At 37.1% G+C, this 24,122-nt stretch carries 20 protein-coding genes, 1 pseudogene and 1 riboswitch; of the genes and pseudogenes, 12 read left to right on the top strand and 9 right to left on the bottom strand.

The window, feature by feature from the left end; all coding sequences use genetic code 11:
• Positions 1-220: 220 nt before the first annotated feature.
• The 5 genes from GMJ66_RS14625 (at position 221) to solA (ending at position 7,667) form a co-directional block, all read left to right on the top strand.
• A complete protein-coding gene (locus GMJ66_RS14625) occupies positions 221-1,531 on the top strand; it encodes an MFS transporter (protein WP_156291059.1) in 1,311 nt (436 codons plus the stop codon).
• 166 nt (positions 1,532-1,697) lie between these two features.
• Positions 1,698-3,089, top strand: a complete 1,392-nt coding sequence (gene codB / locus GMJ66_RS14620) for a cytosine permease (RefSeq protein ID WP_156291058.1) — start codon at positions 1,698-1,700, stop codon at positions 3,087-3,089.
• 25 nt (positions 3,090-3,114) lie between these two features.
• Positions 3,115-3,885, top strand: a complete 771-nt coding sequence (locus tag GMJ66_RS14615) for a creatininase (protein ID WP_156291057.1) — start codon at positions 3,115-3,117, stop codon at positions 3,883-3,885.
• A 402-nt stretch (positions 3,886-4,287) separates the two neighbouring features.
• On the top strand, positions 4,288-5,514 hold the full coding sequence (locus GMJ66_RS14610; RefSeq protein WP_156291056.1) for a M24 family metallopeptidase: 1,227 nt from the start codon (positions 4,288-4,290) through the stop codon (positions 5,512-5,514).
• Between the two features lie 974 nt (positions 5,515-6,488).
• Positions 6,489-7,667: an N-methyl-L-tryptophan oxidase gene (gene solA / locus GMJ66_RS14605; protein ID WP_156291055.1), complete on the top strand. Its 1,179-nt coding sequence runs from the start codon at positions 6,489-6,491 to the stop codon at positions 7,665-7,667.
• 431 nt (positions 7,668-8,098) lie between these two features.
• Here solA and GMJ66_RS14600 read toward each other — a convergent pair whose 3' ends face one another.
• The 4 genes from GMJ66_RS14600 to GMJ66_RS14585 are packed head-to-tail and all read right to left on the bottom strand — an operon-like array spanning position 8,099 to position 11,493.
• Positions 8,099-8,500, bottom strand: coding sequence for a bactofilin family protein (locus tag GMJ66_RS14600; RefSeq protein ID WP_156291054.1), 402 nt, complete (start codon positions 8,498-8,500; stop codon positions 8,099-8,101).
• Positions 8,501-8,526: 26 nt separating this feature from the next.
• Complete coding sequence (locus GMJ66_RS14595) at positions 8,527-9,408, bottom strand: peptidoglycan DD-metalloendopeptidase family protein (protein ID WP_156291053.1); 882 nt, start codon at positions 9,406-9,408, stop codon at positions 8,527-8,529.
• Positions 9,409-9,442: 34 nt separating this feature from the next.
• Positions 9,443-10,687 (bottom strand): polysaccharide deacetylase family protein, encoded by a 1,245-nt coding sequence (locus tag GMJ66_RS14590; protein ID WP_197046719.1) that lies wholly within the window; start codon positions 10,685-10,687, stop codon positions 9,443-9,445.
• A 44-nt stretch (positions 10,688-10,731) separates the two neighbouring features.
• Positions 10,732-11,493: a hypothetical protein gene (locus GMJ66_RS14585; RefSeq protein WP_156291051.1), complete on the bottom strand. Its 762-nt coding sequence runs from the start codon at positions 11,491-11,493 to the stop codon at positions 10,732-10,734.
• Between the two features lie 432 nt (positions 11,494-11,925).
• Between GMJ66_RS14585 and GMJ66_RS14580 the strand changes: the two genes are divergently transcribed.
• The 3 genes from GMJ66_RS14580 to GMJ66_RS14570 all read left to right on the top strand — a co-directional run bounded on the left by GMJ66_RS14580 (position 11,926) and on the right by GMJ66_RS14570 (position 14,452).
• On the top strand, positions 11,926-12,378 hold the full coding sequence (locus tag GMJ66_RS14580; RefSeq protein ID WP_156291050.1) for a hypothetical protein: 453 nt from the start codon (positions 11,926-11,928) through the stop codon (positions 12,376-12,378).
• Positions 12,379-12,414: 36 nt separating this feature from the next.
• Positions 12,415-12,600, top strand: coding sequence for a hypothetical protein (locus GMJ66_RS14575; RefSeq protein WP_156291049.1), 186 nt, complete (start codon positions 12,415-12,417; stop codon positions 12,598-12,600).
• 718 nt (positions 12,601-13,318) lie between these two features.
• Positions 13,319-14,452: an NADH-dependent flavin oxidoreductase gene (locus tag GMJ66_RS14570; protein ID WP_156291048.1), complete on the top strand. Its 1,134-nt coding sequence runs from the start codon at positions 13,319-13,321 to the stop codon at positions 14,450-14,452.
• Positions 14,453-14,551: 99 nt separating this feature from the next.
• On the opposite strand, the gene queE is transcribed toward GMJ66_RS14570, so the two are convergent.
• The 3 genes from queE to GMJ66_RS20770 form a co-directional block, all read right to left on the bottom strand.
• The gene (gene queE / locus GMJ66_RS14565; protein WP_156291047.1) at positions 14,552-15,280 is read right to left on the bottom strand and encodes a 7-carboxy-7-deazaguanine synthase QueE; all 729 of its coding nucleotides are present in this window, start codon (positions 15,278-15,280) and stop codon (positions 14,552-14,554) included.
• Positions 15,273-15,740 (bottom strand): 6-carboxytetrahydropterin synthase QueD, encoded by a 468-nt coding sequence (queD, locus tag GMJ66_RS14560; protein ID WP_156291046.1) that lies wholly within the window; start codon positions 15,738-15,740, stop codon positions 15,273-15,275. The genes queE and queD overlap by 8 nt, the downstream gene beginning before the upstream one ends.
• 78 nt (positions 15,741-15,818) lie before the next feature.
• A riboswitch (PreQ1 riboswitch) is annotated at positions 15,819-15,863 on the bottom strand.
• Between the two features lie 424 nt (positions 15,864-16,287).
• Entirely contained in the window at positions 16,288-16,680 is a 393-nt protein-coding gene (locus GMJ66_RS20770; protein ID WP_231514946.1) for a potassium channel family protein, read from the bottom strand.
• 634 nt (positions 16,681-17,314) lie between these two features.
• On the opposite strand from GMJ66_RS20770, the pseudogene tnpB reads away from it, so the two are divergent.
• The 3 genes and pseudogenes from tnpB to GMJ66_RS14540 all read left to right on the top strand — a co-directional run bounded on the left by tnpB (position 17,315) and on the right by GMJ66_RS14540 (position 19,972).
• Positions 17,315-18,483 (top strand): annotated as a pseudogene (tnpB, locus tag GMJ66_RS14550) (IS200/IS605 family element RNA-guided endonuclease TnpB).
• 493 nt (positions 18,484-18,976) lie between these two features.
• The gene (locus GMJ66_RS14545; protein ID WP_156291103.1) at positions 18,977-19,366 is read left to right on the top strand and encodes a cell wall hydrolase; all 390 of its coding nucleotides are present in this window, start codon (positions 18,977-18,979) and stop codon (positions 19,364-19,366) included.
• 180 nt (positions 19,367-19,546) lie between these two features.
• On the top strand, positions 19,547-19,972 hold the full coding sequence (locus GMJ66_RS14540; RefSeq protein WP_156291045.1) for a hypothetical protein: 426 nt from the start codon (positions 19,547-19,549) through the stop codon (positions 19,970-19,972).
• Between the two features lie 188 nt (positions 19,973-20,160).
• On the opposite strand, the gene GMJ66_RS14535 is transcribed toward GMJ66_RS14540, so the two are convergent.
• Positions 20,161-20,661 carry a hypothetical protein gene (locus GMJ66_RS14535; RefSeq protein ID WP_156291044.1) on the bottom strand — a complete coding sequence of 167 codons (501 nt, stop codon included), beginning with the start codon at positions 20,659-20,661 and terminating at the stop codon, positions 20,161-20,163.
• Positions 20,662-20,670: 9 nt separating this feature from the next.
• Positions 20,671-21,675, bottom strand: a complete 1,005-nt coding sequence (locus GMJ66_RS14530; protein WP_156291043.1) for a DUF3231 family protein — start codon at positions 21,673-21,675, stop codon at positions 20,671-20,673.
• Between the two features lie 851 nt (positions 21,676-22,526).
• Between GMJ66_RS14530 and GMJ66_RS14525 the strand changes: the two genes are divergently transcribed.
• Complete coding sequence (locus tag GMJ66_RS14525; protein ID WP_156291042.1) at positions 22,527-24,083, top strand: spore germination protein; 1,557 nt, start codon at positions 22,527-22,529, stop codon at positions 24,081-24,083.
• The last annotated feature ends 39 nt before the right edge of the window (positions 24,084-24,122 follow it).

Genomic DNA, 24,122 nt, shown 5'->3' with positions numbered 1-24,122 from the left:
TCTAGTCATTATACATGAAAGCAGTTTTATTTTATAATATTTTCAAATATTAAACAAGTTAAAATAGTTAAAAAGTTTTAAGGGAAAATAGTAATTTATATAGTATTATGTTCCCCATTATGCTTGATTGAAAGGAGGGACCTGCTGGAAGAAAAAACATTCTTAAAAATGTAAACGTTATCGAGAAAACAAACTGGATAAAGCGAGGTGCTATTTCTAAATGGTGTTGGAAAAAAAGATTGGAAGTGACGTGAAGTATCCCGTTACAGGGTTAAAGAAAACGGTATTCGGTGCAGCAATTGGAAATTTTATTGAATGGTTTGATTATGCAACATATGCTTATTTGGCTACTATTATATCTGCCGTATTTTTTGCATCAAGTAATCCGACAGTAGCGTTATTGGCTACATTTGCAGTATTTGCTGTTTCCTTTATCGTACGCCCTCTGGGAGGGGTGATTTGGGGCTATTATGGGGACAAATTGGGAAGAAGAAAAGTTTTAATACTTACCGTAATTATTATGTCACTTGCAACATTTACTATTGGGTTGATTCCAAGTTATGCGTCAATTGGTATTTTGGCTCCATTATTACTCCTAATTTGTCGTCTTGCTCAAGGTTTTTCTGCATCAGGTGAATATGCTGGTGCATCTGTATTTATTGCCGAGCATGCTCCGGATTCGAATAGAGGACTCTTAGTTAGTATGGTACCTGCTAGTACCGCAGCAGGCTTATTGCTTGGAGCTGTTACTGCCTCACTTTTGGAGTTTAACCTGTCGCATGAGGCATTACACAGTTGGGGATGGCGTATCCCATTTCTTTTATCGGGTCCGCTTGGGTTATTTGCCTTGTTTATACGTTTGAAGCTAGAGGATCCAGACCTCTTTAAAGAGATGGAAAAAGAGATGGAAACGGAAGAAAAATCACCTATGCTAAGTGGAATTAAAACAAATTGGAGAGAGATTTTAGCTGCAGTTGGAGTGGTTTCCCTTAATGCTGTTGGATTTTACATTATTTTAACTTATATGCCAACTTATCTTTCTAAGGAATTAGGATTTAACAGTGTTGCATCTATTTTGACGACAATCTTGTCATTGGCATCTTATGTGTTGTTCCTACCGTTAATAGGAATGTTGGCCGACAGAGTAGGAAGAAAGCCTGTATTAATTTCTGCATGTTTACTATTTATTTTACTGACCTATCCGATTTTTATGATGCTTTCTTGGGGTGGCGTATTCGCTATATTAGCGCAAATTCTGCTTGGTGCAATATTGGCGGGAAATGACGGGGTACTTGCTACCTTTTTGTCAGAAATGTTTCCGACAAATGCCCGCTATAGTGGCTTTGCCCTATCCTTTAATACTAGTAACGCCCTCTTTGGTGGGACTGCACCGTTCGTAGCAACTTTTCTGATTTCGATTACACATAACACATATGCACCAGCTTTTTATCTAATGGGTGCAGCCGTAATTGCCTTTGTATCCCTCTTTTGGACAAAGGAAACGGTAAATCAGCCGCTAAGATCCGACTGAAACAAATGATGATCGAATAAATCGTTGTATTGATTTTGGATGAAACCGGACTTTCTATCATTTGGCTAAATAAACCTACAGACAAGGGAGTGGTGGGCAAAGCAGGGACATTGGGAATTGGCACTTTTGTTAACGCTTCCAAAATCTGTTTAAGGATGTGAATATAATGAAAGAGGATATGATGGCAACTAAAGACGTAGCCATAAATGACGAGGTGAATAGGTTAGAGGGAAGTGTATCCAAAGAATATGTGGACGTTGATTATACGCTGACTCATGTGCCAAAAAGTGCTAGAAAGGGCTGGGTTTCCATATTTGCAGTTTTACTTGGATTTACTTTTATTGTCACAACGATGGCAGCCGGAGCTAGCCTAGGAACATCCATGATGCTTGGAGATTTAATTAAAGTTTTATTGATAGGAAATATAATCCTCTCTACTTATGTTGGAGTGCTATGCTGGATTTCCGCAAAGTCGGGGCTTAATACAATACTTCTGGCGCGTTATACTTTAGGGAAGGTCGGCTCAAAATGGACAGGTATTATATTAGGTGGTACGCAAGTGTTCTGGTATGCATTTCAAGCTGCATATATGGGAAAAGTCTTCACAACTGCTCTTGGATTGGAAGCGTATTTTGTCCCAGTCACGATTTTTTGGTCACTCTTTATGGGAGCCTTCGCTATATGGGGAACGAAAGGGATGGAGTTTGTAGCTTTTTGTTCTATCCCACCTTTTCTGTATTTAGTTTATAAGATCCCCGCTGTTAGTGTGGAACAGGCAGGAGGAATTCGTGAACTTTTAGCAATAGAGCCTACAACAACAATTTCCTTTGCAGCTGCTATTACCATCGTCATCGGGGCTTTTATTTCCGGAGGCACCCAAGCACCTAACTGGGCCCGGTTCGCAAAAACTCCGAAAGCAGGTTTTATTGTAGCTTTTTTAGCGTTTATGATAGGTAATATCGTAATGGCTATGTCTGGAATGTTAGGTGGATTAGTCATGCAGAACAGTGATATGGTAGAGGTATTATTGGGAATGGGAATCATTGTGATGGCAATGCTCATCCTGATTTTCAATATATGGACGACAAATACAACTGCAGCCTATTCCTTTGGTGTTGCAGGTGCTGAATTTTTTAACAAGCCGAATAAAGTTCCGTTTGTTATTGGCGGACTTATTATCGCCTCTATTATGGCAGTTACAGGTATATATGAAGTATTTATTTCGTTCCTTTCATTCTTGGGAGTATTTGTCCCATCTCTTGGTGGGTTAATTATTGGGGATTATCTGTTTAACTGGAGAAAAGGGATGCCGAGAATTGAGGAGATAAAATTTAGGTTTGTACGTTATTCAAATCTAATTGCATATATATTGGCAACGCTTGGTGCGTATGTAAGCTCTGTTTTTGAATTTGGATTGCCGCCTTTAAATGGTATATTATTAGGAATAGTATTAGTTTTTGTTATCCAAAAAATATTCGATGTTTTAGGTGTCGATGATCGTCATGAAATACCAGCTAATCCTAAGAGTGTAGAAGAAATGGTTCATAAACAAAATTAATCATATAAAAAGGAGATGGATATGTATGAAAAATAACCTAATAAGGAACATGACATGGCAGGAATATCAATCAAAGGTAAAAGACCATATTCTTATTTTGCCAATAGGGTCTACCGAACAACATGGCCCCCATTTGCCGTTAGGGGTGGATGCCATTATATCGGAAAATTATGGCCACGCTATTGCAAGGAGAGTAAAGGCAGTTATTGCGCCAACGATAACGTATGGCTATAAGTCACAACCGGCTAGTGGAGGCGGACCTTTATTTCCTGGTACTGTAGATTTAAATGGCACTACTTTAACCTCCTTAGTCTATGATGTATTGAAAGAATTTATAGAAGATGGATGGAAAAATATTTTATTAATGAGTGGCCATTATGAAAATGATGCCTTCCTAGCTGAAGCTTGCGATCTTTTATTAAGAAATCAAAAAGAAGAATACCCTAAAATTTTATTATCTAATTGGTGGGATAACATTTCACCTGAACTGATGCCGAAAATATTTGATGAGGTTGAATTTAAGGGGTGGGCCATGGAACATGCAGCAATTACAGAAACATCCATGATGATGTATTTTGCACCCGAACTTGTACATGAAGACCTCATTACGGACGAGGGCATTGATCAGCCACCAACTTATCAAAGGTTTCCGCCTTCAAAAACGTTCATTCCGTCTTCAGGTTGCCTATACACTGGAAAGTCAAGTTCAGCTGAAAAAGGTCGTTTAATTGTTGAAGATGTTACGAACAACATTGTCTTATTTTTGAAGAAGGAATTTACTGTAGTTGAGGTTTAAAATCATATCATTTTGGACTAATTATCATTCTTTTCCGATATAGTACTTAAAGTTATTCGAGTTACAGAACTAAAGAGCAAGTACAATTATTAAGAGGTTCATCTTAAAGGGAAGTCTATGTAAAACCTGGCAGTATCTATTATTTTAGTAGGAGGCCTTTCAGTTTGCCGGAAATCTTTAAAAATGATAATTACTATCATTTTTAGCTATTATACATGATTGCGTCTATCTATTAAAATAAAATTAGATAATCATTTCCGATCATTTGCTAAGTTATCCACTAAAAATTGAAAACGCATTCATATATCTGCACCGCAAGAAAGGGAGGAAAGGATTATCAAAATCATTGATTATCGTATACCCTCAAGGGGTTAAATCGAAAAAACGAAAGGGGATATAAAAATGCAAAAGATGACTGATTTGGAAAGAACAAAAACAATTAATAACGGGGAGAAGGTACAACCAACCTTTTCCAAGGGAGAAATGGAAAATCGTAATCGAATTTTACGCCGCAACATGGTGGAGATGGGAATCGATGCAGTGCTTTTTACTTCCTATCACAATATTAATTATTATAGTGACTTTCTATATACGACATTTGGCAGATCCTATGCACTTGTGGTAACAGAGGATAAACATTATACGGTTAGTGCAAATATTGATGCTGGTCAACCATGGCGCCGCAGCTTCGGTGACAACATTGTTTATACAGATTGGAATAAAGATAACTTTTTATACGCAGTTCAAAAAGTATTAAATGGATCTTCACCTCAGCGTCTTGGTGTGGAATATGATCATTTGACTTTAGAAATGCAACAAAAAGTGCAGGATGCTTTTCCGAATAGCGAACTAGTAGATGTGTCTAAAGTAACGATGAAGCAGCGAATGATCAAATCCCAAGAAGAAATTGAACTGATTAAAAATGGAGCGCGCATTGCTGATATTGGTGGGGCTGCAGTGGTAGAAGCTATTGGTGAGGGAGTACCAGAGTATGAAGTAGCTTTACATGGGACACAAGCAATGACACGGGAAATTGCTCGGACCTATCCAAATGCGGAATTGAGAGACACATGGGTTTGGTTTCAATCGGGTATTAACACGGATGGAGCACATAACTGGGCAACATCCCGTAAAATACAACGTGGTGATATTTTAAGTTTGAATACTTTCCCAATGATTGCTGGTTATTATACAGCACTTGAGCGCACGTTGTTCTTTGAAGATGTGACTGACCGTGAATTGGAATTATGGGAAATAAATGTAAAGGTACATGAAAGAGGGCAGGAGCTAATAAAACCTGGTGCTAGATGTATGGATATTGCTGCTGAGCTAAATGACATTTATCGGGAGCATGGTCTTTTACCAAATCGTACATTCGGTTATGGGCATTCTTTCGGAGTACTTAGTCATTATTATGGTCGGGAAGCTGGTTTGGAGTTACGTGAGGATGTAGAAACGGTTCTGGAACCGGGTATGGTTATTTCGATGGAACCAATGATTATGATTCCAGAGGGACAGCCTGGTGCAGGTGGATATCGTGAACATGATATTCTTGTTATATCTGAGGATGGGGTTGAGAATATCACCAAATTCCCGTACGGTCCGGAACATAATATTATTAGAAAATAGATGTATTGGCGCTTATCCAGTTAAATGGAAATTATAGAAAAGAATCCGGCACATATTTATCCAAAATAACTTTAAAATGGTTCCAATCATAAAAAACATGATTGGAGCCATTTTTCATTGTATAGTTTTCATTCTCTATGTGCTCATTTAGTTAGTTTACTAGTGGTGTATTTTCTTAGGTTATCAACTAAAAGGCAGAACTTTTCAACGATTAGGAGATGGTATCGACCGATAATTTTACTATATCAACTATTGGAGGATATTTATCAGCCTTTGATCTAGGCATCAAGCAAAGGGTGTTGTTAGGAATTTATATAAACTTCGGCCACTGAAAAATAAGTTTTATCGCTCATAAAAGGGAGGGGAGCGCTCATAAATAAACATTTCCGCTCATAAAAGGGAGGGGAGCGCTCATAAATAAACATTTCCGCTCATAAAAGGGAGGGGAGCGCTCATAAATAAACATTTTCGCTCATAAAAGGGAGAGGAGCGCTCATATATCAGGATTCCTGCTCCAGTAGTAGATTTGCTCCAATATAACTTAATGTTAGTCCGGATTTATATCAAATGCGAAATATAGTTTCCTTGCAAAAAGCAACAAACCTTTTCGGTGGGACGAGTAACCGCTGTCCCAATCTTTGGTAAATGTCAACCAAACGACAGAACCACAGATTTAAATATCACCTGGAAGCTAAATTTTAAAAATAGTTTAACTCTAAAAAGAGGCTAGGATAAGGTCTCTATAAACTAAAAATGATAATCAGTAAGACTGATAGGAGACATCTTTTCCCATCATTATACAAGAAAATAAATCGCTCGTATAATAAAGGTAAGCTATTAAATTTTCAGCACTATTCGATTGGTGCCGAGGGATATCTTTCTGAATGGGGTGAGGTAGGGAAATAATAACAGTTATGAAAACGCTTACCTAATTAGGCTTAATTGTGTAAAAGTAAAATAAGAGGAGGATTATGATGGTGAAACATTATGATGTTATTGTTGCTGGTGCTGGTTCAATGGGAATGGCAGCTGGTTATTATTTAGCTAGACAAGGAGTAAAAGTGTTACTAGTAGATGCCTTTAATCCGCCACATGACCAAGGAAGCCATTACGGTGAAACCCGAATTATTCGTCATGCATATGGAGAAGGACGAGAATATGTTCCTCTGGCCCTTCGTTCACAGGTATTGTGGGATGAATTGGAAAAAGAGACACACCATAAGATATTTGTGCAAAGCGGTGCCATTGGTTTTGGCCAAAAAGGGAATGCCCCATTCATTGATGAGGCAATCGAAAGTGCTAAAGAATACAACTTGAATGTGGAACGTTTAACTGGTGCAGAGCTAATGGAGCGGTTTCCTGGCTTAACCGTTCCAGATGACTACGATGCATTTTACGAGCCGGATTCAGGGTTTTTGTTTAGTGAAAACTGTATTCAGGCTTATCGAGAATTGGCTGAATTTCATGGTGCTGATTTTTCCATGAATGACCCGGTCCAACATATTGAGACGTATGATGATTCGGTGAAGATCAATACCAAAAATGGTACCTTTACTGGAGATAAGCTAATTCTTAGTGCTGGTTCCTGGAATGGAAAATTGGCTTCCCAACTTGGTCTTAATTTGCCACTTGTTCCATCTCGTCAGCCTGTTGCCTGGTTTGAAGCGAATGAAGCCTTGTTTGATGCAAAAGCGTTCCCAACGTTTATGGTTGAAGTTCCAAATGGCAGTTCAAGGGCAATCTATTATGGATTCCCAACATTTGGAGGATGTGGAGTAAAAGTTGGAAGGCATGAATATATCGATGCAATCGATCCAGATACATTAAATCGTGATTTTGGATCTAGTGAAAATGATGAAGGACATATACGTGAGTTCTTAGATCAATTTATGCCGGAAGCATCAGGTGACTTGAAGAAAGGGGTCATTTGTATGTATACACGAACTCCTGATGAGCACTTTATTATTGATAAGCATCCAGAACATCCCCATATTTCCATTGCTGCAGGTTTCTCAGGGCATGGATTCAAGTTTGCCAGTGTTGTTGGAGAGATTTTATCCCAACTGGCTATTTCAGGAGAAACCGACCATGACATTTCTATCTTTCGTATAGATCGACCTAGCTTGAAGGAATCTGCTATAGCAAAAAATTAAAATTAAGTTATTGCCAAAGGAGAACTAAAGGGGAAGTATTCTGCCATAGGGAAACACTTCTGACATTCAAAAGAATGATTTTTAGAATGAATAGACTAATAGATAATAAGTTAGACATATAGATAACCTGGTTCAGCAGGACGATTTGTAGAGGCCTTTACAAGAGGATTTTCCTTTTGAAAGGCATTTTTTTATTTTTAAAATCACCATAAATAAATAGCCTCTACTTTCTTTCGACAATAAACGACAAAAACCGGGAAGTGACAGGCACCTGAATAGCCCACAATCATTCAGCATTTGGCTGAAGTCCATTTTTTTCCCCTTGTAGCGTGCCCTACCAGTCCCGGACCAAGTAACCCCCATTGTTTGTATGACTTTTACTCATATTAGATTTTTCATAAAGGGTTTAAAATCCAATGGTATAGAAGTGCTTATTTTGACTCAACCTTTTCATTGGAATTGTATTTCTTTTTACCAACGGATTTGTTATCATTTTCTACTACCTTACTATCTCCGTTAAATACGCCACCGTCGTCAATAATCATTCCTTTGGTCGTTGCGCTTCCTGATAACTTACCACTTGCTTGTACATGCAGTTTTTCAGTAGTAAACAATTCCCCCTTGACCTCTCCAGCAATGTAAATATTTTTCCCTTTTATCATCGGTTCAACATAGCCGTCTTTACCGATGTATATATCTCCAGTACATTCAACTTCACCATAAACTTTCCCATCAATTCGCAGACTTGATGGATGATTAATCTTTCCTTCAATTACGGTTCCTTGTCCAATGATTGTATCAATTATCTTATCTTTTCTTTCTTTTAATTTCATAAATAGTTTCCTTTCTCTCGTAGATGTTATGGATTGATATCTTTATATATATTCATAAATGGATGTGGATCAATCGGTTCTCCATTTTTTATAATTTCATAATGCAGATGGGGACCTGTACTTCTTCCTGTACTTCCTATCGAACCAATGTTTTCTCCCTTTTTCACCGAATCACCTTGTTTAACTTTTATTTCAGATAGATGTGCATACAGAGTAACGTACATATTGGAATGTCTAATTTTAATTGTGTTTCCATAGCCTCCATAGTCCTCAGCGAGAATTATTGTCCCATCTGCACTGGAATAGACAGGAGTACCGGTATTTCCTTTTATATCAATTCCAGCGTGGAATGAAGAGGAATTATTAAATGGGTCACTGCGTATGCCAAAATTAGATGAAATACTATAGGATGCGGCTGGCCAGATAGTTGGAATGTGTTTTAATTCCTTGTTAGTTTGTTCCATCTGAGCTATTGTTTCTTTATATTGATTAATTAGATTACTTTGTTCCATCTTATCTGCGGATGCATTTATATCCAATCCCCCGATTGGTCCCAAACTATCGGGAAGTTCAGACAGTGATTCTTTTAATTGGGATTCTAATTCGTTTAGTTCCTCTAACTTATTATGTACTTCAGCGTTATCTTGCTCCATATTATCAACTTTCGCTTGTAAGCTATCTACTTTATTAGTTTGTATATTTAAATCAGCAGTTAGGCGATTCTTCTCTTGCTGTTGCTCAATATTTTCGTTAATAAAGTAAAATAAGAGGATGATAGGGATTATAGAAAATACTGTTATTCCGTAAATGCCTATTCGTGGTATGTGCAATCGAGTAACAACCTTATTAGCGTCATTTGCCAAGATGGTAAATGTCAAGGTTCTATTATTTCGTTTTTTCCTGCTCAATTTGATTCATAACTCCTTTTTAAAACCTTCTTTGTCATTTTAAACTCACCACTTGTAAACCTTGCTCCTGTAAATGCTCAAGTATCTGTGGCAACGCGTCGACAACAGCTTGCGATTCGTGAAGTAGGATAATTGAACCGGATACGTTTGAATTTTGTATGTAATTAAATATTTCATCTGGATTATGACTTTTCCAATCTTTCGGGTCTCGATTCCAAAGTACCATTTTGTCTTGGTGTTTGTTGATTAAATCTATTGTTAGTTGATTCATCTTTCCAAAAGGTGGTCTAAAAAGGTTTACCTCCTCCCCCAATATATCTTCTATTAATCTGGTTACTTGTACATGTTCTTGATGCTGTTTGTCAGAGGAGAGTTCTGACAAATCCACATGGTTCATCGAATGAGTTCCAATAGAATAGCCATTTGAACTTACATACTCGACATAGCTAGGATATTTTTCAACATTAAGTCCGATATAGAAGAATGTACCACCGGCCTGATATTTCTTTAAAATATCGACAATCTCTTTTGAATATATGGAAGGTCCATCATCGAATGTAAGCGCAACGTTTCCATCTGGAATACTGTATGTTACTTCATCTGTTAGTTCGACATAAGGAATACTAGTCTCATCGATAGGCTGTTTAGAAGCAACCTTTTCTGAGTTAGCTAATGGTAGATCCATATTTTCTTTTATGTTTATATTAAATTCATTATCCTGGGTTTCCGCATTCGCTATTACTTCCTCATTAGACACTGAATTTCTAGCATGAACTGAAAAACTAAATAGAATAAGAGAAAGGACGCTTACAAATGTAACAGCCATCCATGAAAATTTGCGATCATATTGATTGTGCACTACGATTTCTTGCTTTTGTTCCGATTCTAGCTCTGTTTCATCATTTTTTAATAGATTAAAAGATAAGAAAGATAGTGAATCAATACTTTTTATTGATTGAATAGATTGAATGGCGTTTAATGCTTTTTTATATTCTTCGGAGCATTGAAAATAAACTCTATCACTATGATCAAGATATGTTCTTGATAAATAACTAACATACCGCTTTTTAATAGGGTCCCATGAGATTTGAAAAGATAATCTGTATTGATAAGATTGATTAGGTTCAGCTATGTCCTGTAAATTGGAAGCCGTAAAATTGTCAATTTCCCATCGTAATTCAACATTTCCCTCAAAGGATAACCGTATTCGTAATATAGATTTTTCTGGTGTTTGCTCTATGTCTAATAGTTCAATTAGTTTTAGGTATTCGACTGGCATGGTTGTCTCCTTTCTCAAGAAGTTACTGCAAAAAGTCATCTCTGTCACTCTGATGAATTATCGGCTTTCAGTGAATTATCTGTAGTTGTTTTCTTCGGCGAGAAAGAAAAGGACATTCGCTCAGTAAAATCATTAATGTTTTGCATTAACTCGGCTTTTTCATCTTGAAGTTTTTCATATCGTTCCATGTACTCCTGATTTTCTAGTTCTAGGTTTCTAACTTTTTCTTCAAGTTCTTTGATTTTTAACATGTTTTGGTATTCCGCATTGGTAGATTCTTCATTTAGTTTGTTGTATTTATTTATTTCTTTTTCAAGGTCGTTTGAGAGTTTCTCGTACTGACTATTAGAGGTACTTTGAAACTCCTGATAGTCCTCAAGAATTTGATCATAATTCATTTGTTTATTTGTAAGGGTTGTTTCTAATTCACGAATTTCCTTATTTTTACTTTGTATAAGTTGATCTTTTTTCATCTGGTCATGCTTATAACGATTAATCGTATCATTGGCTGTATGTAATTGATCCTTAAGCCCTTTATTTTTATAAAGAATTAATTCACGGTCCTTCAGCATGTTTTCGACAGAAACGATTAAATCTAGCGATACTTTGTCTTGGTTATCCTTGGAAAATAGCTGTTTATCGTTCGATCCCTCTGTTTGTTTAGGCTCTACCTCGTTCATCTCTTTCTTTTCTTCCACCGATACAGTTGAATCCTGCACCTCTTCACTAAGTGGTTTCGGTTGATTTTGATTTGATAAAACACCTTTGAACCAACCCATGGGCTTCTTTTCCGATTCTTTATTCACAATATCATCTCCTATGTATATAAAATTACGCTATTAAAAAAGGATGAAAGGTAAAATTTACTATTATTATATCGACTGTTTTTGTAACCTGTTTAGGTAAGTGCTCCTATTTCTTAGTTTTGTATAAAAAAATAGGCTAAATTACCTATTTTCGTGCCATGGATGAAACTTCACGTGTAAGTGGCCACAAGTACGTAACCCTATTTATTGACACAGATACGAAACGCTAAATTTTTTGCGAAAGAGTACAAAAATGGTTACTAAATAGTTCTGAAACATTTATAGTTGCTTTATCGTCTAAAGGGCGAAAATTGGTTAGAGAAGAGTTATGGAAAAGGTAGGAAATAGGGTATTTTATCTAAACGAGGTGCGGAATGTTGCTATAAACGGGAATATGAGTATTCATTTGATTATTAAGGGAGGAAGAGCGGTTTGAAAAATATCGATACTATTTTAGATGAATTTTTAGAACAACAGAAAATGAGATTGAAGGATAGGACATTTCGTGATTATGAAGACATAGTTTTTCTTTTTAAAGATTATCTAAATGGATATGGATATTTATCCTTAGATAATGAAAAACACAAGAAGTGGGAAGAGCAATTTGAAAAGGATGAAGCGTGTTTTACGCAGATATTTGGCCAGGAAGAATTGACCGGATATCAAATGAGTGAGTTTTTGGACTATTTTATGATACGTAAAGTAATGGCGTCTGAATCACTAATGGAGAATGCCGTTCGTGTGATGAAGAGGCTTTCAAAATGGATGACGGAAAAAGGCTTTAGCAATGATGATTATCAAGATTATTTTCAAGAAGTAAAAGATCTTCCGAAAGTGGAAAAGCTTGCTGAACTAATTTTTAATCATGCTCGAAACACTCCGTGATTATCATACGAAAGTGTTATGGATAGCTCCTTTCTAGTGAGAAAGATTGAGAAAGGGAAGTTATGGCTGGAAGATGATTTTGGTACTGACATGATAGGTCCAGTTGTAGTTACAAAGGAAATTTCTGATTTATGTCAGGAAGGTTGGAGAATAAATCTGGTAATTGGCAAATCATCGAACGGTTGGCATATTTTGGAGAGTGGGAATGTGTATCGTTATTAACCGTAACTTTATGAAAAAGTGATATTAGTTTTCATGCTAATACCACTTTTTTATTGGATAGTAGTTGGAAAATATAGAAAGTACATAACAACTGAAAAAATCCCCTAAATATAGTTACGAGGGAAAATATACTGGTTCTAAATTTTAGTTGGGACAAGTGCTAGTACATTGTCCCACTAGCATCCATGTATATCATTTCTTTTTTTCAATTCTTTTTCTGTCCGTTTTTGGCTTACTACCGTTTTGCTTTCTTATTCGCTCTTTTTTTGTTTAGGTTTAGTCTTTCCACGCTTTGGTTCGGTTAATGAATGATCAAATAATGATAATTGATCATATCTAAGTGGATCTGAGGAAATTTTCTGTTGTTGTCGTTCGGTAAATGTCTGGTGAAATTTTTCCTCTTCTTCATGTAAATTCCTCTATAGAAAGAGAGTTAGGTTTATTCCATTTATGTACAAAGTCGAATTTCCAAGTATCGTTTTCAGTCAAAAACGGTGAATTTCCGTTAAAGATATTATGACACCTCTTTAATGTCCTGAGTATAAGAAAACAGTTCATTAACAGACGAGCGAATGCGAGTTTTTCTAAAAATAAATCTCATGGATTGGAGGGGAGGGGCTATTCTGTGTTATATTCCTTGAAGCTAGTAGTTTTTCTCCATAACGAAAATATGAGAAAATAACTAAATGCAATGATATGACTTTAGAGGGGGATAAATATGAACAACAAATACGCTGTTTTATTTGAGTCTCAACTATTACCAAGTGGAGTTGAGCTGAAAAATAGAATTATGATGGCACCGATGACGAATTTTTCTTCCAATCCAGTTGATGGTACGGTGACAGATGAGGAAATTAACTATTATATTCGTCGTTCTAAAGGGGTCGGTGCTGTTATTACAGCTGTGGCTAATATCACACCGGGTGGGAAGGGATTCAAAGGTGAAATTGGTTGTTACCAGGATGAACAGATACCAGGCTTAACCAAACTGGCTGATGGAATTAAAAGTCAGGGAGCGAAAGCGATTTTGCAAATCTTTCACGCTGGAAGAATGGCCCCACCTGAACTCGTTCCTAATGGTGATGTCGTTGCACCAAGTAATATCCCCGCCGAACGAGGCGAGACATCTGGAGTCGTGCCCAGAGAATTAACCGTTACAGAGTCTGAAGAAATTATTGTAGCATTTGGAGAGGCAACCCGTCGAGCGATCCAAGCCGGATTTGATGGGGTGGAAATCCACGGAGCAAATGGCTATCTCATTCAGCAATTTTTCTCTCCACATTCCAACCGCCGTGAAGATCAATTTGGCGGAGATTTGGAAAAGCGCATGACATTCCCGTTAGCAGTTGTAGATAAAGTTCAGCATGTAGTGAAGGAATATGCAAAAAATCCGTTCATCGTGGGTTACCGTTTTTCTCCGGAAGAGCCGGAAACACCAGGAATTACAATGGGGGATACGTTAGAGTTAGTAGATGTATTGGCAGATAAAGGTCTTGATTATTTGCATGTCTCTTTGCAGGACTTCTGGTCGAAAGCAAGAAGGGGAGCAGATACGACAAGAACACGTGTGGATTTGCTGCTTGAGAAGATTCATAAACGTGTCCTATTAATTGGAGTAGGTTCCATTTATACGGCGGACGATGCAGAAGCCGCTCTGAAAACAGGGGTAGAATGTTTAGCACTGGGAAGAGAGTTAATTATTGATCCAGAATGGGTGCAAAAAATTAAAGATGGTAATGAATCAGACATACAAACGACATTAGATCTAGACGGTAAAGATGCGTTAGATATACCAGATGCATTCTGGAACGTCATTACATTTGTGCCAGGATGGTTCCCAGGAGTAAAATAAGGGATTTTAAAATGAGCGATAACTATAAAAACAGCCTTCCCACTAGTCAGAGGGAGGCTGTTTTTATTCGACAAATTTCGGGAAGTGACAGTGAACCATCTAGACGCCGCGTTTGTTGCCCCAAATCAGGGCGTGAACTTGGGGAAGGACACGGACGTGATTAAGTGTAGTCGACGCAACTACTTTCTCTATAAGCCATTCATATTTATTTAAAAGGTTTTGAGCAAGATTCGATGCGTCGTTTTCCTCTAAATCATCATTTCCGACCTGGAGGAAGAAAGGGACTTCTGGATACCGGTGATGAACTTTTTCTGCATATGTTAAATCCTCCTCATTAAAAATAACAATTTTTAAACTGGTGTTTTGAAGTCGGTCATGCTTCTTTAATGTTGTAATTATATAATCAAGAATCTCCCAATTGGTGTTCATTTTTGAGCTTGGCGGTTTGGGAGAAATCGTTAAGTCGTCAATCAGAAGGAACCATTCCTGCCAGCGGCTTCCTTGGGTTTCAAGTGCTACCTCAATATCTAATTCATGTAAGGCTTCCACTAATTCAGTTAAATTCGTTAAAAGGGCTGGGTTTCCACCTGAGATGGTAACATGATCAAAATGGTCTCCTCCAGTTTGTTTGAGCCTTGTAATAATTTGGCTCGCTGTTAGCCTTTCGATTTCTTCTTTAGCACTGCCGTCCCACGTAAAGGCGGAATCGCACCAGGAGCATCTGTAATCACATCCAGCTGTTCTCACAAACATCGTTTTTCGGCCGACGACCATCCCTTCACCTTGAATCGTTGGTCCAAAGATTTCAAGTACGGGAAACTTATTCATTTATCATCCACTCCCGTCTTGCTTCAGCGAAGCTTGTTGGTGTTTCATACAGTTTGACAAATTCTACTCGGCATTCATTTGGCTGATTGCGGAGTGCCTGCTCCATCTTTTCATAGAGCCAAACAACCATATTCTCAGCAGTCGTGTTCATGTTGGGAAGGGTATCATTCAAATAACGATGGTCGAGATAGACTTCCATTTGCTTCTTCCAAATATTTTTAATTTCACCAAAGTCAATGGCCATTCCAATCTCATCCAGGTAACCGCTGATACCAAAGATGACTTTGTACGTATGTCCATGTAAATTTTTGCATTTTCCTTCGTAGCAGTGAAGGTGATGGGCTGCATCAAATGTGAATTCTTTACTTACCAGTACACGTTTCTTATGGTATTTTAATTCATGATGTTCAATATCCTTGCCCATTTTTTGTAAGTTTTCCACAATGGTAAATTCATTCATCAGTATTCTCCTTCCATTTAGAAAAAGAGAATCCTACTCACCCAAATAAAAAAACCGTACCCCAAGGAGAGTACAGTTCCATCCTTAGTTTTTTATAGAGGGTGTAGCTAGAACCTCTCCTGCAATTTGCAGACTTTTATTTAGTTTATTCACTTTGTATTATAGCAGAAAGTTTATTCTTTTGTAATTTCATTTGAATTAGTGATTGATTTAGATTTACTGGAGTTGTATAGGGGGAATAGCTACTTTTAGTCAAAATATTAAGGATCAATTGTTATTCATTAATGAGGAACTTGTGAATTGAATATAAGTAAAAGAAAGCAAGAGAATCGTCCCCATGCTTCCGGGTGTATATCAGGAAATTTTACCGTGTCCATTTTTCCTCCGCATCTGCCGATGGAAAATACAAATAGATCATCTTGTCCATGTTTCTTAGCTTCAGAATCAGCTGTTTAAGGGCTGTCTTCTCACTATAGTAAAAGTAATATTGAAGTGGGGAGTTACCCTTTATGGAAGAGAGTAAGCCTACTACCTTAACAGAACAACCCTATTTTTTATTTTGGTTAAGGTCGTTTAATAACAGCATTAATCTATTTTTTTCATTTGAGGTAAGTTCGTCATATCGATCCAATTCGGATTTAATGAATTCGATAGTTGAATTAACTTCTTTATTGCCCTTTACAAAATACGTAGTTATAGAACTTGTTAACATACCAATTAATCCGATTCCAACAATCATTAATATAATGGCAATTATTCTCCCTACTGCTGAGTCTGGTGAAATGTCACCATATCCTACAGTCGTTGTCGTAACAATTGACCACCATAATCCATCTGCATAGTTGTCTATATTTGGTTCGAAATATGTGACTAAGATGGAGGAGCCAATTAGAAGAAAAATGGATAAAGATAATACTTTGTTAAGACCATTTGTGTTGATAATGTTTCGTATAGGCTGAAGAAGATTAGTTGCAGAAATAAATCGAAGTAATCGAAAGCCTTACTATCCTTGCAGTATGAAAGATACTGTCTAGTGGAATTGCTGCTATAATATCATATGGATTTTTCATCATATAATCCCACTTACTTTTGCTTTTAAAAAGTCTAATCACTACATCTATAAACAGTAAAAACCAGACAATTCTATCCAGAACTAATAATGACTTATTCGTTGTATCCATTAAAAATACAGAAATAAAAGCTAGTGATACAAGAACTATTTCGTATATTAAAGACTTTTTCTTCATAAATTCTCACTTCACTCTTCTTTTTTTTAAGTAGTACCGACCACATTACATTTTAGGAAAGTATAAAATTTTAGCCAGGAAGAGGATCCGAAGTAGCTAAAATTTTAATGTCAAAGTATAAGAAAAACTATCACATTCTCTGGGTAACAAGCAAATGCACTGATTGAAGTTTTATATTATCATTCTCAGCCAGAAGACTCCCTCTTCCATCGTGAGAAGGGCATGATCCCAACGATAAGGGGGAGATGAATGGCTGTTGGCGATAGCCAAAAACTCCCTCATTATGTTACAATGAGAACAAACGTTCCTAATTGGTGAGGTGATTTCATGTTGGTAAAAAAGGCGTTTAAGTTTCGTATCTATCCTAATCAAAAACAAATCGAACTCATAAATAAAACCATTGGCTGTTCGAGATTTGTATTTAATTACTTCCTCGCTAAGCAGAAACAAAAGGATGCTTACTGGTATATCGCTGAAGAAATGAAACAAAACGGACAGCTGCCAACAATTGGAAGGGTGAGTTTTTCAATAAATATGATTCAGTTAAGGCTGTTAGGCAGTTGAAAGAACACTATCCATTCCTAAAGGAAGTAGACAGCATTACCCTTCAAAAGTCCGTTGAAAATCTAGCCGATGCTTACCAACGCTATTACAGGAAACAAAACAAAATGCCCTTTTTTAAAAGCAAAAAAAACAAGGTGCAATCCTATACCACGAAACAAACCAATGGGAATATCGCTGTTCTTGATCACCATATTAAACTACCGAAACTCGGTCTTGTTCGGTTTGCAAAAAGTCGTGAAGTAGATGGACAAATTATGAATGCAACGATAAGACGAAATCCTAGTGGCAAATACTTTGTATCTGTTCTTACGGAAACAGAAGTATCTGAACTACCAAAAACAAATAGCAGTATAGGTGTTGATTTAGGGCTGAAGGACTTTGCTATTCTTTCGGATGGAATGAAGTATCCAAACCATCGCTATTTTAAGTCCTTAGAGCAAAAACTAATGAAAGCTCAACGAATCCTTTCAAGACGTGTGATTGGATCTAGTAACTGGAAGAAGCAACGGGTAAAAGTTGCTCGAATTCATGAAAAGATCGAAAGCAAGCGTACAGATTTCTTGCATAAAACCTCTACCGACATCATCAAAAACCACGATGTCATCGGAATCGAGAGTCTGCAAGTATCTCATATGATGAAAAATAAGAACAATGCGAAATCCATCGCTGATGTGTCATGGTATCAATTCAAGACGATGTTGAAATACAAAGCGGAATGGTACGGCAAAACAGTCGTGGAAGTAAGTAAAACGTTTCCTAGTTCACAGCTTTGTTCGAGCTGTGGATATAAAAACAAAGACGTTAAAGATCTAAAATTGCGAGAGTGGACCTGTGTATGCGGAGCCCATCACCAAAGAGATATAAACGCAGGATTAAATCTTAGAAATGAGGCTCTAAGACTTCTAACCGCAGGGACTGTGGGGTTAGCCTAATCCATAACTGGCGGTTACGCTGGTGTTCTTAGGAATCCCCCACTTCAATCAGACCTTAGGATCGATAAGTGGTGGGGAGTTCAATTTAACGTAATTAAATAGAAAAATACAACATAATTTTATTACTATAAACAGTAATTCCATTTATCACGTAATTAACTGGCTGTAAGACCCCCGCTTTAAGAATTCCAGATTTTTCAAGAATGTTAAGTGGGAACGCAGTAAGTAAACTCCCTATTCTTCATCTAACAATCAGTGGGCAATGAAAAAACTCCAACTTATTGAAGATTCTCTTTATAGCATTCAATTTTTTATCTACTTCTGCATACTGTAAACAGTAGGGATAAGAGGCTAATGCAGAGTTTTTTTAAGCCTTTCAACCATTTTTTAAAATCATCACAACTCAAAACGAACTAGTATATAGGGTTGGTAAAAAGATGTATCGGAGGGGAAATGAGTGGTAGTACATTATAACGAAGCTGATGTGGATCTTATGGCAAGACTGCTCAGAGCGGAAGCGGAAGGTGAAGGGAAGCAAGGGATGCTGATGGTAGGAAATGTTGGGATTAACAGGGTAAGGGTAAATTGTTCTGATTTTGAAGATGTTCGTACCATTGAACAAATGGTTTTTCAGCCACATGCCTTTGAAGCGGTTACCCATGGCTACTTTTATCAAAGAGCAAGAGAGAGCGAAAAGAGATTAGCACGACGAGCAATTAAAGGGGCACGTTTATGGCCTGCCAAATATAGTTTATGGTATTTTAGGCCACCTGGAGACTGCCCACCAACCTGGTATGACCAGCCTCATGTGGGCCGTTACAAGCTTCACTGCTTTTATGAACCTACTGGAGAAGAGTGTGATGCTATTTATAGTACGTATTAGCGCTCTTGAAACGAAGCCTCCCATGAATACTAAGTGGAGGCTTGATTTTTTGGCTGCAATGGATCGCTAGATGGAGTTTAGGATTACATAAATTATGTAAAGTCCCACATAATAACTACTGGAAGGTATATGAGATAAATCGAACGAAACATATTTCTATTTGCATAAGGATGTCGGTATATGTATTCATTTCGTGGCGATGCAGATAAAATTTATCGCTATATAAAAAAAACATCAAACGAAATAAGAGAGGTTAAGTACTTAAAAGAAATTGAGGAGATTTTAATATTTTATCAGTCGATGGACAGCTATTCCTTAAAATTAGTATATTACCGGATGATAAAAGAGAAGAATGGATCGGGAATGATTCCCATATTTGTATCAGCAATTCCATGGCTTCTTTTTTTGTTTTCAAGTCATTTGGAAGATTTTCTGTTTACAAATGGGAGTATGAATTGGCTTATATTTGCGATCGTTTATTTATTAGGTCTATCTATAAGTTTATATCTTCATTTTCGTGAAAAGGCTTGGGCTGCTTTTCATATTGAAATCATTCAGGATATTCTCCGCGAAAGGAAAGATGAGGTGGTGTCAGAACCTGACTAATTGTTGAGCAGCATGGATACAAACTACAAACTCGTAGTAACTAGTAAGAAAAGTTTTAGAATATGTATTCGACAAATTTCGGGAAGTGACAGGCACCAATAATCTGCTCTCTGATGCGCTTCGACATAAAACGACAAAATCCGGGAAGTGACAGGCACCAAATGGCACCAAAAGGCACCAGAGAGCGTTTAGAGGGTGTCATTTGCTTCTTTTAAGTAAATTTTAAGCAGGATGGACCTGAGGATCCCTCCAACGATTAAACCGATTGGCAAAAATAAAAATCCAGCCCACATCGGACCGATTAAGTATCCCATAATGGTAATTCGATTGGAGTAGAACACTCCAGTTGTGACGAAATAGGCTGAAAATACCAATGGCAAATAGGCAAATGGTTTACCACGTTCTCCACCTGCATCTTTATAGGCATCCCAGATAGAAAAGAAATACAGACAAGGGTAAAATAACAGCCACTGATAATTGGTCACTTCAATTGCTTCTTCAATTTTGAAATTGAAGCTTAACATAATAATCGTATTAAAATTCCCCATCACATTGATTAAAAATTCCAAGCCAACTAACAATATTCCTTTTATATACCGTTGATTTAATAATTGCCAAAAACCAGGTAATGCAATGCTCCATAGGATTGCCTCTAATTTTTGGCTTTTCTGTTTTATAGTTGTTTCCATGGCAAACCCCTATTTCGCAAGATTCTTTCGATCAGGAGCCATTGGTGGTTTTTCCATCCAACCGTTGTCAATCATAATATTTGCCCCATCATCTGCATAGTTGGCTATTTCTGCAATCAAACGTGTATAATGAACACCGAGATCATGCCTTGGGCTTTCTGACATTGAACGACCATATTGTGCTATTCCTGCAGAACTAAGGCTGTTTACAAAGTACATCATCAACTTGTCTGAAAAAGGGGATTCCGTTGAATCAGTTACTTTTGAAGTCATTAACGAAGCTCCATCATCTAAATATTCATCTTTTAAAATTGAACTAAAAATTTCAGAATGTTTTCCAGCGATTTCACGGCCTCTTTCAAAGTATCTCCGCACTTCTTTAGACGATGCGACTTGACTGAAGGCAGTTATAGCAGCCTGTCCCAACATATTATGCTTAGCATTAAATGCAAGGTTCGCAATTTCCATACCAATTAATGGACGGCGATTTCCAAACCATCCAGCAAGAAAACTTTGCTTCTCTACAAATTCAATGATATCTGGTTTTGGTAAGTGTGGAGAACGTATATAGATTCCTTTTTCCATCGCCAGATGTTTAGCTCGTTTATGAAATTGCTGTGTGATGGATAAGCTCTCATCATAATATTCAATAATATCTTGACGCTCCGCAATGCTTAGATACATGGCATACATACTTAGGCTTAAATTAGTCGTACTTAAAATATAAAGAAGGTAAATAGTATCAGAAAAAAGCCTTGGTGCATGAATGTTTACATCATGATCTGTAAATCCCTGTGGAATAGGATATTCTTCTTTTTTGAAAATATGAACTAATTTATCGACATGTTTATTCATGATGTTTAGTGTATCCTGAAGCAGGACTTTAATTTCTTCATCTGCTACATGATTTAGAGAGTGCTTTAATCCGCAAATTGCCATCGTTTTGTTTAGGTATTGAGCCCATAGTGTCGAAATTTCTGATGCTGTTAGTTCTATATGTTCGTAATTACTCAATTTACTTTCCTCCTTATATTTTCGCTAATTCTTCGCGATCAATTATTCTTGGCGGTTTTTCCAACCAGCCATTTTTAAACGATAATATTTATCCTATCTTCCTCTGCACATAACATGATTTTTTGTATACTGAGTGGCCAAATCTCATCTTCCCCTTTCGGCTATACTCATAACGTAAAAACTGATTCCAAGGCTTATCAAACCTGTGTGTGGAACATCATTAACTTATCGGAAAAAGGTGCCATTATTAGCGGGATTTGTAACCATGGGAATCCGCCCCCATTGGAACGGGTACATAACTGTCTTCAAGCAATTCAGAGAAAATCTGGACGTGTTCTTTGGCAATTTCAATACATTATTGGAAGAAAATCACGAGCTTCCTTGTTTTCTTAACTTGACTCAACCCAGTTAATGTTACTACTCTTAGAACATTTCTTTGGAGGTTGGAACACAATTCAGAAATCTCAACGGATAATAATGTATATCATCTTCTGTAAATTCATGGGGAATCAAATGATTTACACATCAAATAAAATCCTTAAGTCGTGCTCAATGTCTCTTGGGATTTTAAGTCCGTCTTTTATAACATTCTTTATTTCTGGATTTCGCGTATTAGGTTATTTGAATGACACTAGAAAAGATGACATTTATATATGCTTCTTAAAATTTGCGACAGCTCCGATGAAAGTAAGGCCTTTTTATTATCCATACATAATCCCCCAGTTCTTTTTTAATATAGTTTGTCATTAAAGGAAAATAGTTATACAATTTTCATCCTGTCATTTGTTGTATAAAAAAGGATGGATGTGGGAAAGAAAAGGAGGAGTATATTACATAATCGAGGGGATGAAATGACGAGAGGTTCAATTTTTAACCGTTTGAAAGGAAAAAAGCAAGGGAATACCAGTCAATCGCCAGTAGGGAAGCATACTGGATTTACCAATCAAATAACGAAAAACCTGGATGATAATTTAATGAATGTGAAACAAATGATGGGGGATCCGGGGGACTTAGTTGTCCGAGAACTAACAATAGGAGGAGCAGGAACAAGGGCGGCTATTATTTATATAAGTGGCATAACGGATGAGGATTTAATTAATAACAATATTTTGAAAACAATCCAATTAAATAAAAAGGAGTTTGAATCAAATCAACTAGACGAGATTCATAAGAAAGTTATTGCCATAACTGATGTTCAAAAATCTAATAACTTGGATGATGTTTCTTTTGGTATATTAAATGGGAATACGGCGTTTTATCTAGATGGCCAAGAAACGGTTCTTTTAATTGGAACAACTGGAGGAGAAAGTCGTTCGATTGAACAGCCTGATTCGGAGACACTCATTCGTGGACCCAGAGATGGTTTTGTAGAAAGCATTGAGACAAACATAGCTCTCGTGCGCCGGGATATAAAGGATCCGAATTTGAGATTTAAACAGCATGAAGTGGGAAAGCGTTCCAAGCAGAAATTGGTTTTATGTTATGTGGAAGGTATTGTGAATCCTGAGCTTGTAAACGAAGTAAGTCGGAGGCTGGAGTCAATTGATATCGATTACATATCTGATTCAGCATATGTTGAACAATGGATTGAGGACAGTTTTTTGTCACCGTTTCCACAAATCTTAAATACCGAACGTCCTGATAAAATTTCCTCTGATTTAATCCAAGGAAAAGTGGCGATTATAGTGGATGGAACGCCATTTGCGCTCGTTGCCCCGTTATCCATTGGAGATTCGCTTCACACGATGGAAGATTATAACCAACGGTGGTTTTCTGCAACTTTATTAAGATTACTTCGTTATTTGTCCGCTTTTTTTGCGCTGTTTCTCCCCGGATTATACATTGCTTTGGTTTCCTATCATCCTGGCATGATTCCGAGTACATTAACGTATTCGATAGCAGCGACTAGAGAGGGGGTGCCTTTTCCGGCCGCTGTAGAAGCGATGTTAATGGCGATAACATTTGAAATTTTGCATGAAGCAGGAATACGGCTCCCCAAAGTAATCGGTCAAACCATTGGTATTGTTGGAGGCTTAGTAATTGGAGAAGCAGCAGTAAGTGCCGGGATTGTAAGTCCAATTATGGTCATTGTGACGGCACTCACAGCAATCGCTACCTTCAGTGTTCCATCCTATAGTGTGGCGATAGCCTTTCGAACATTAAGATTTGGATTTATCATTGCTGCGGCATTTTTAGGCTTATATGGCATTGTTATCGTTTATATTATGATAAATATTCATATTGTTAATTTAAAAAGTATGGGTATTCCTTATTCAACACCTTTTGCACCTACCTTTACAAATGACTGGAAGGACTTAGTGCTACGTGCGCCGATTACAAAATTAACGAAGCGGCCTTCCTATTTGAAAACAATGGATAGCCAATCCAAGGATAATAAACCAGGGTAGGCAGATTTTGAACATTTTTCAATGAAAAACCATGAAGGA

This window comes from Oceanobacillus salinisoli (assembly GCF_009733865.1).
In the GTDB taxonomy this organism is placed as follows: Bacteria; Bacillota; Bacilli; order Bacillales; family Amphibacillaceae; genus Oceanobacillus; species Oceanobacillus salinisoli.
The sequence above is the reverse complement of the archived record's forward strand: the minus strand, read 5'-3'. Positions and strand labels throughout refer to the sequence as shown.

Bases quoted from the DNA above. Each gene is read 5' to 3' on its own strand.
- GMJ66_RS14600 (WP_156291054.1), bottom strand. From the start codon at position 8,500: ATGAAATTAAAAGAAAGAAAAGATAAGATAATTGATACAATCATTGGA.
- queE (WP_156291047.1), bottom strand. From the start codon at position 15,280: ATGAATAAGTTTCCCGTACTTGAAATCTTTGGACCAACGATTCAAGGT.
- GMJ66_RS14545 (WP_156291103.1), top strand. From the start codon at position 18,977: ATGGCAAGACTGCTCAGAGCGGAAGCGGAAGGTGAAGGGAAGCAAGGG.
- codB (WP_156291058.1), top strand. From the start codon at position 1,698: ATGAAAGAGGATATGATGGCAACTAAAGACGTAGCCATAAATGACGAG.
- queD (WP_156291046.1), bottom strand. From the start codon at position 15,740: ATGAATGAATTTACCATTGTGGAAAACTTACAAAAAATGGGCAAGGAT.
- GMJ66_RS14590 (WP_197046719.1), bottom strand. From the start codon at position 10,687: ATGCCAGTCGAATACCTAAAACTAATTGAACTATTAGACATAGAGCAA.
- GMJ66_RS14535 (WP_156291044.1), bottom strand. From the start codon at position 20,661: ATGGAAACAACTATAAAACAGAAAAGCCAAAAATTAGAGGCAATCCTA.
- GMJ66_RS14610 (WP_156291056.1), top strand. From the start codon at position 4,288: ATGCAAAAGATGACTGATTTGGAAAGAACAAAAACAATTAATAACGGG.
- solA (WP_156291055.1), top strand. From the start codon at position 6,489: ATGGTGAAACATTATGATGTTATTGTTGCTGGTGCTGGTTCAATGGGA.
- GMJ66_RS14570 (WP_156291048.1), top strand. From the start codon at position 13,319: ATGAACAACAAATACGCTGTTTTATTTGAGTCTCAACTATTACCAAGT.
- GMJ66_RS14625 (WP_156291059.1), top strand. From the start codon at position 221: ATGGTGTTGGAAAAAAAGATTGGAAGTGACGTGAAGTATCCCGTTACA.
- GMJ66_RS14540 (WP_156291045.1), top strand. From the start codon at position 19,547: ATGTATTCATTTCGTGGCGATGCAGATAAAATTTATCGCTATATAAAA.
- GMJ66_RS14615 (WP_156291057.1), top strand. From the start codon at position 3,115: ATGAAAAATAACCTAATAAGGAACATGACATGGCAGGAATATCAATCA.
- GMJ66_RS14525 (WP_156291042.1), top strand. From the start codon at position 22,527: ATGACGAGAGGTTCAATTTTTAACCGTTTGAAAGGAAAAAAGCAAGGG.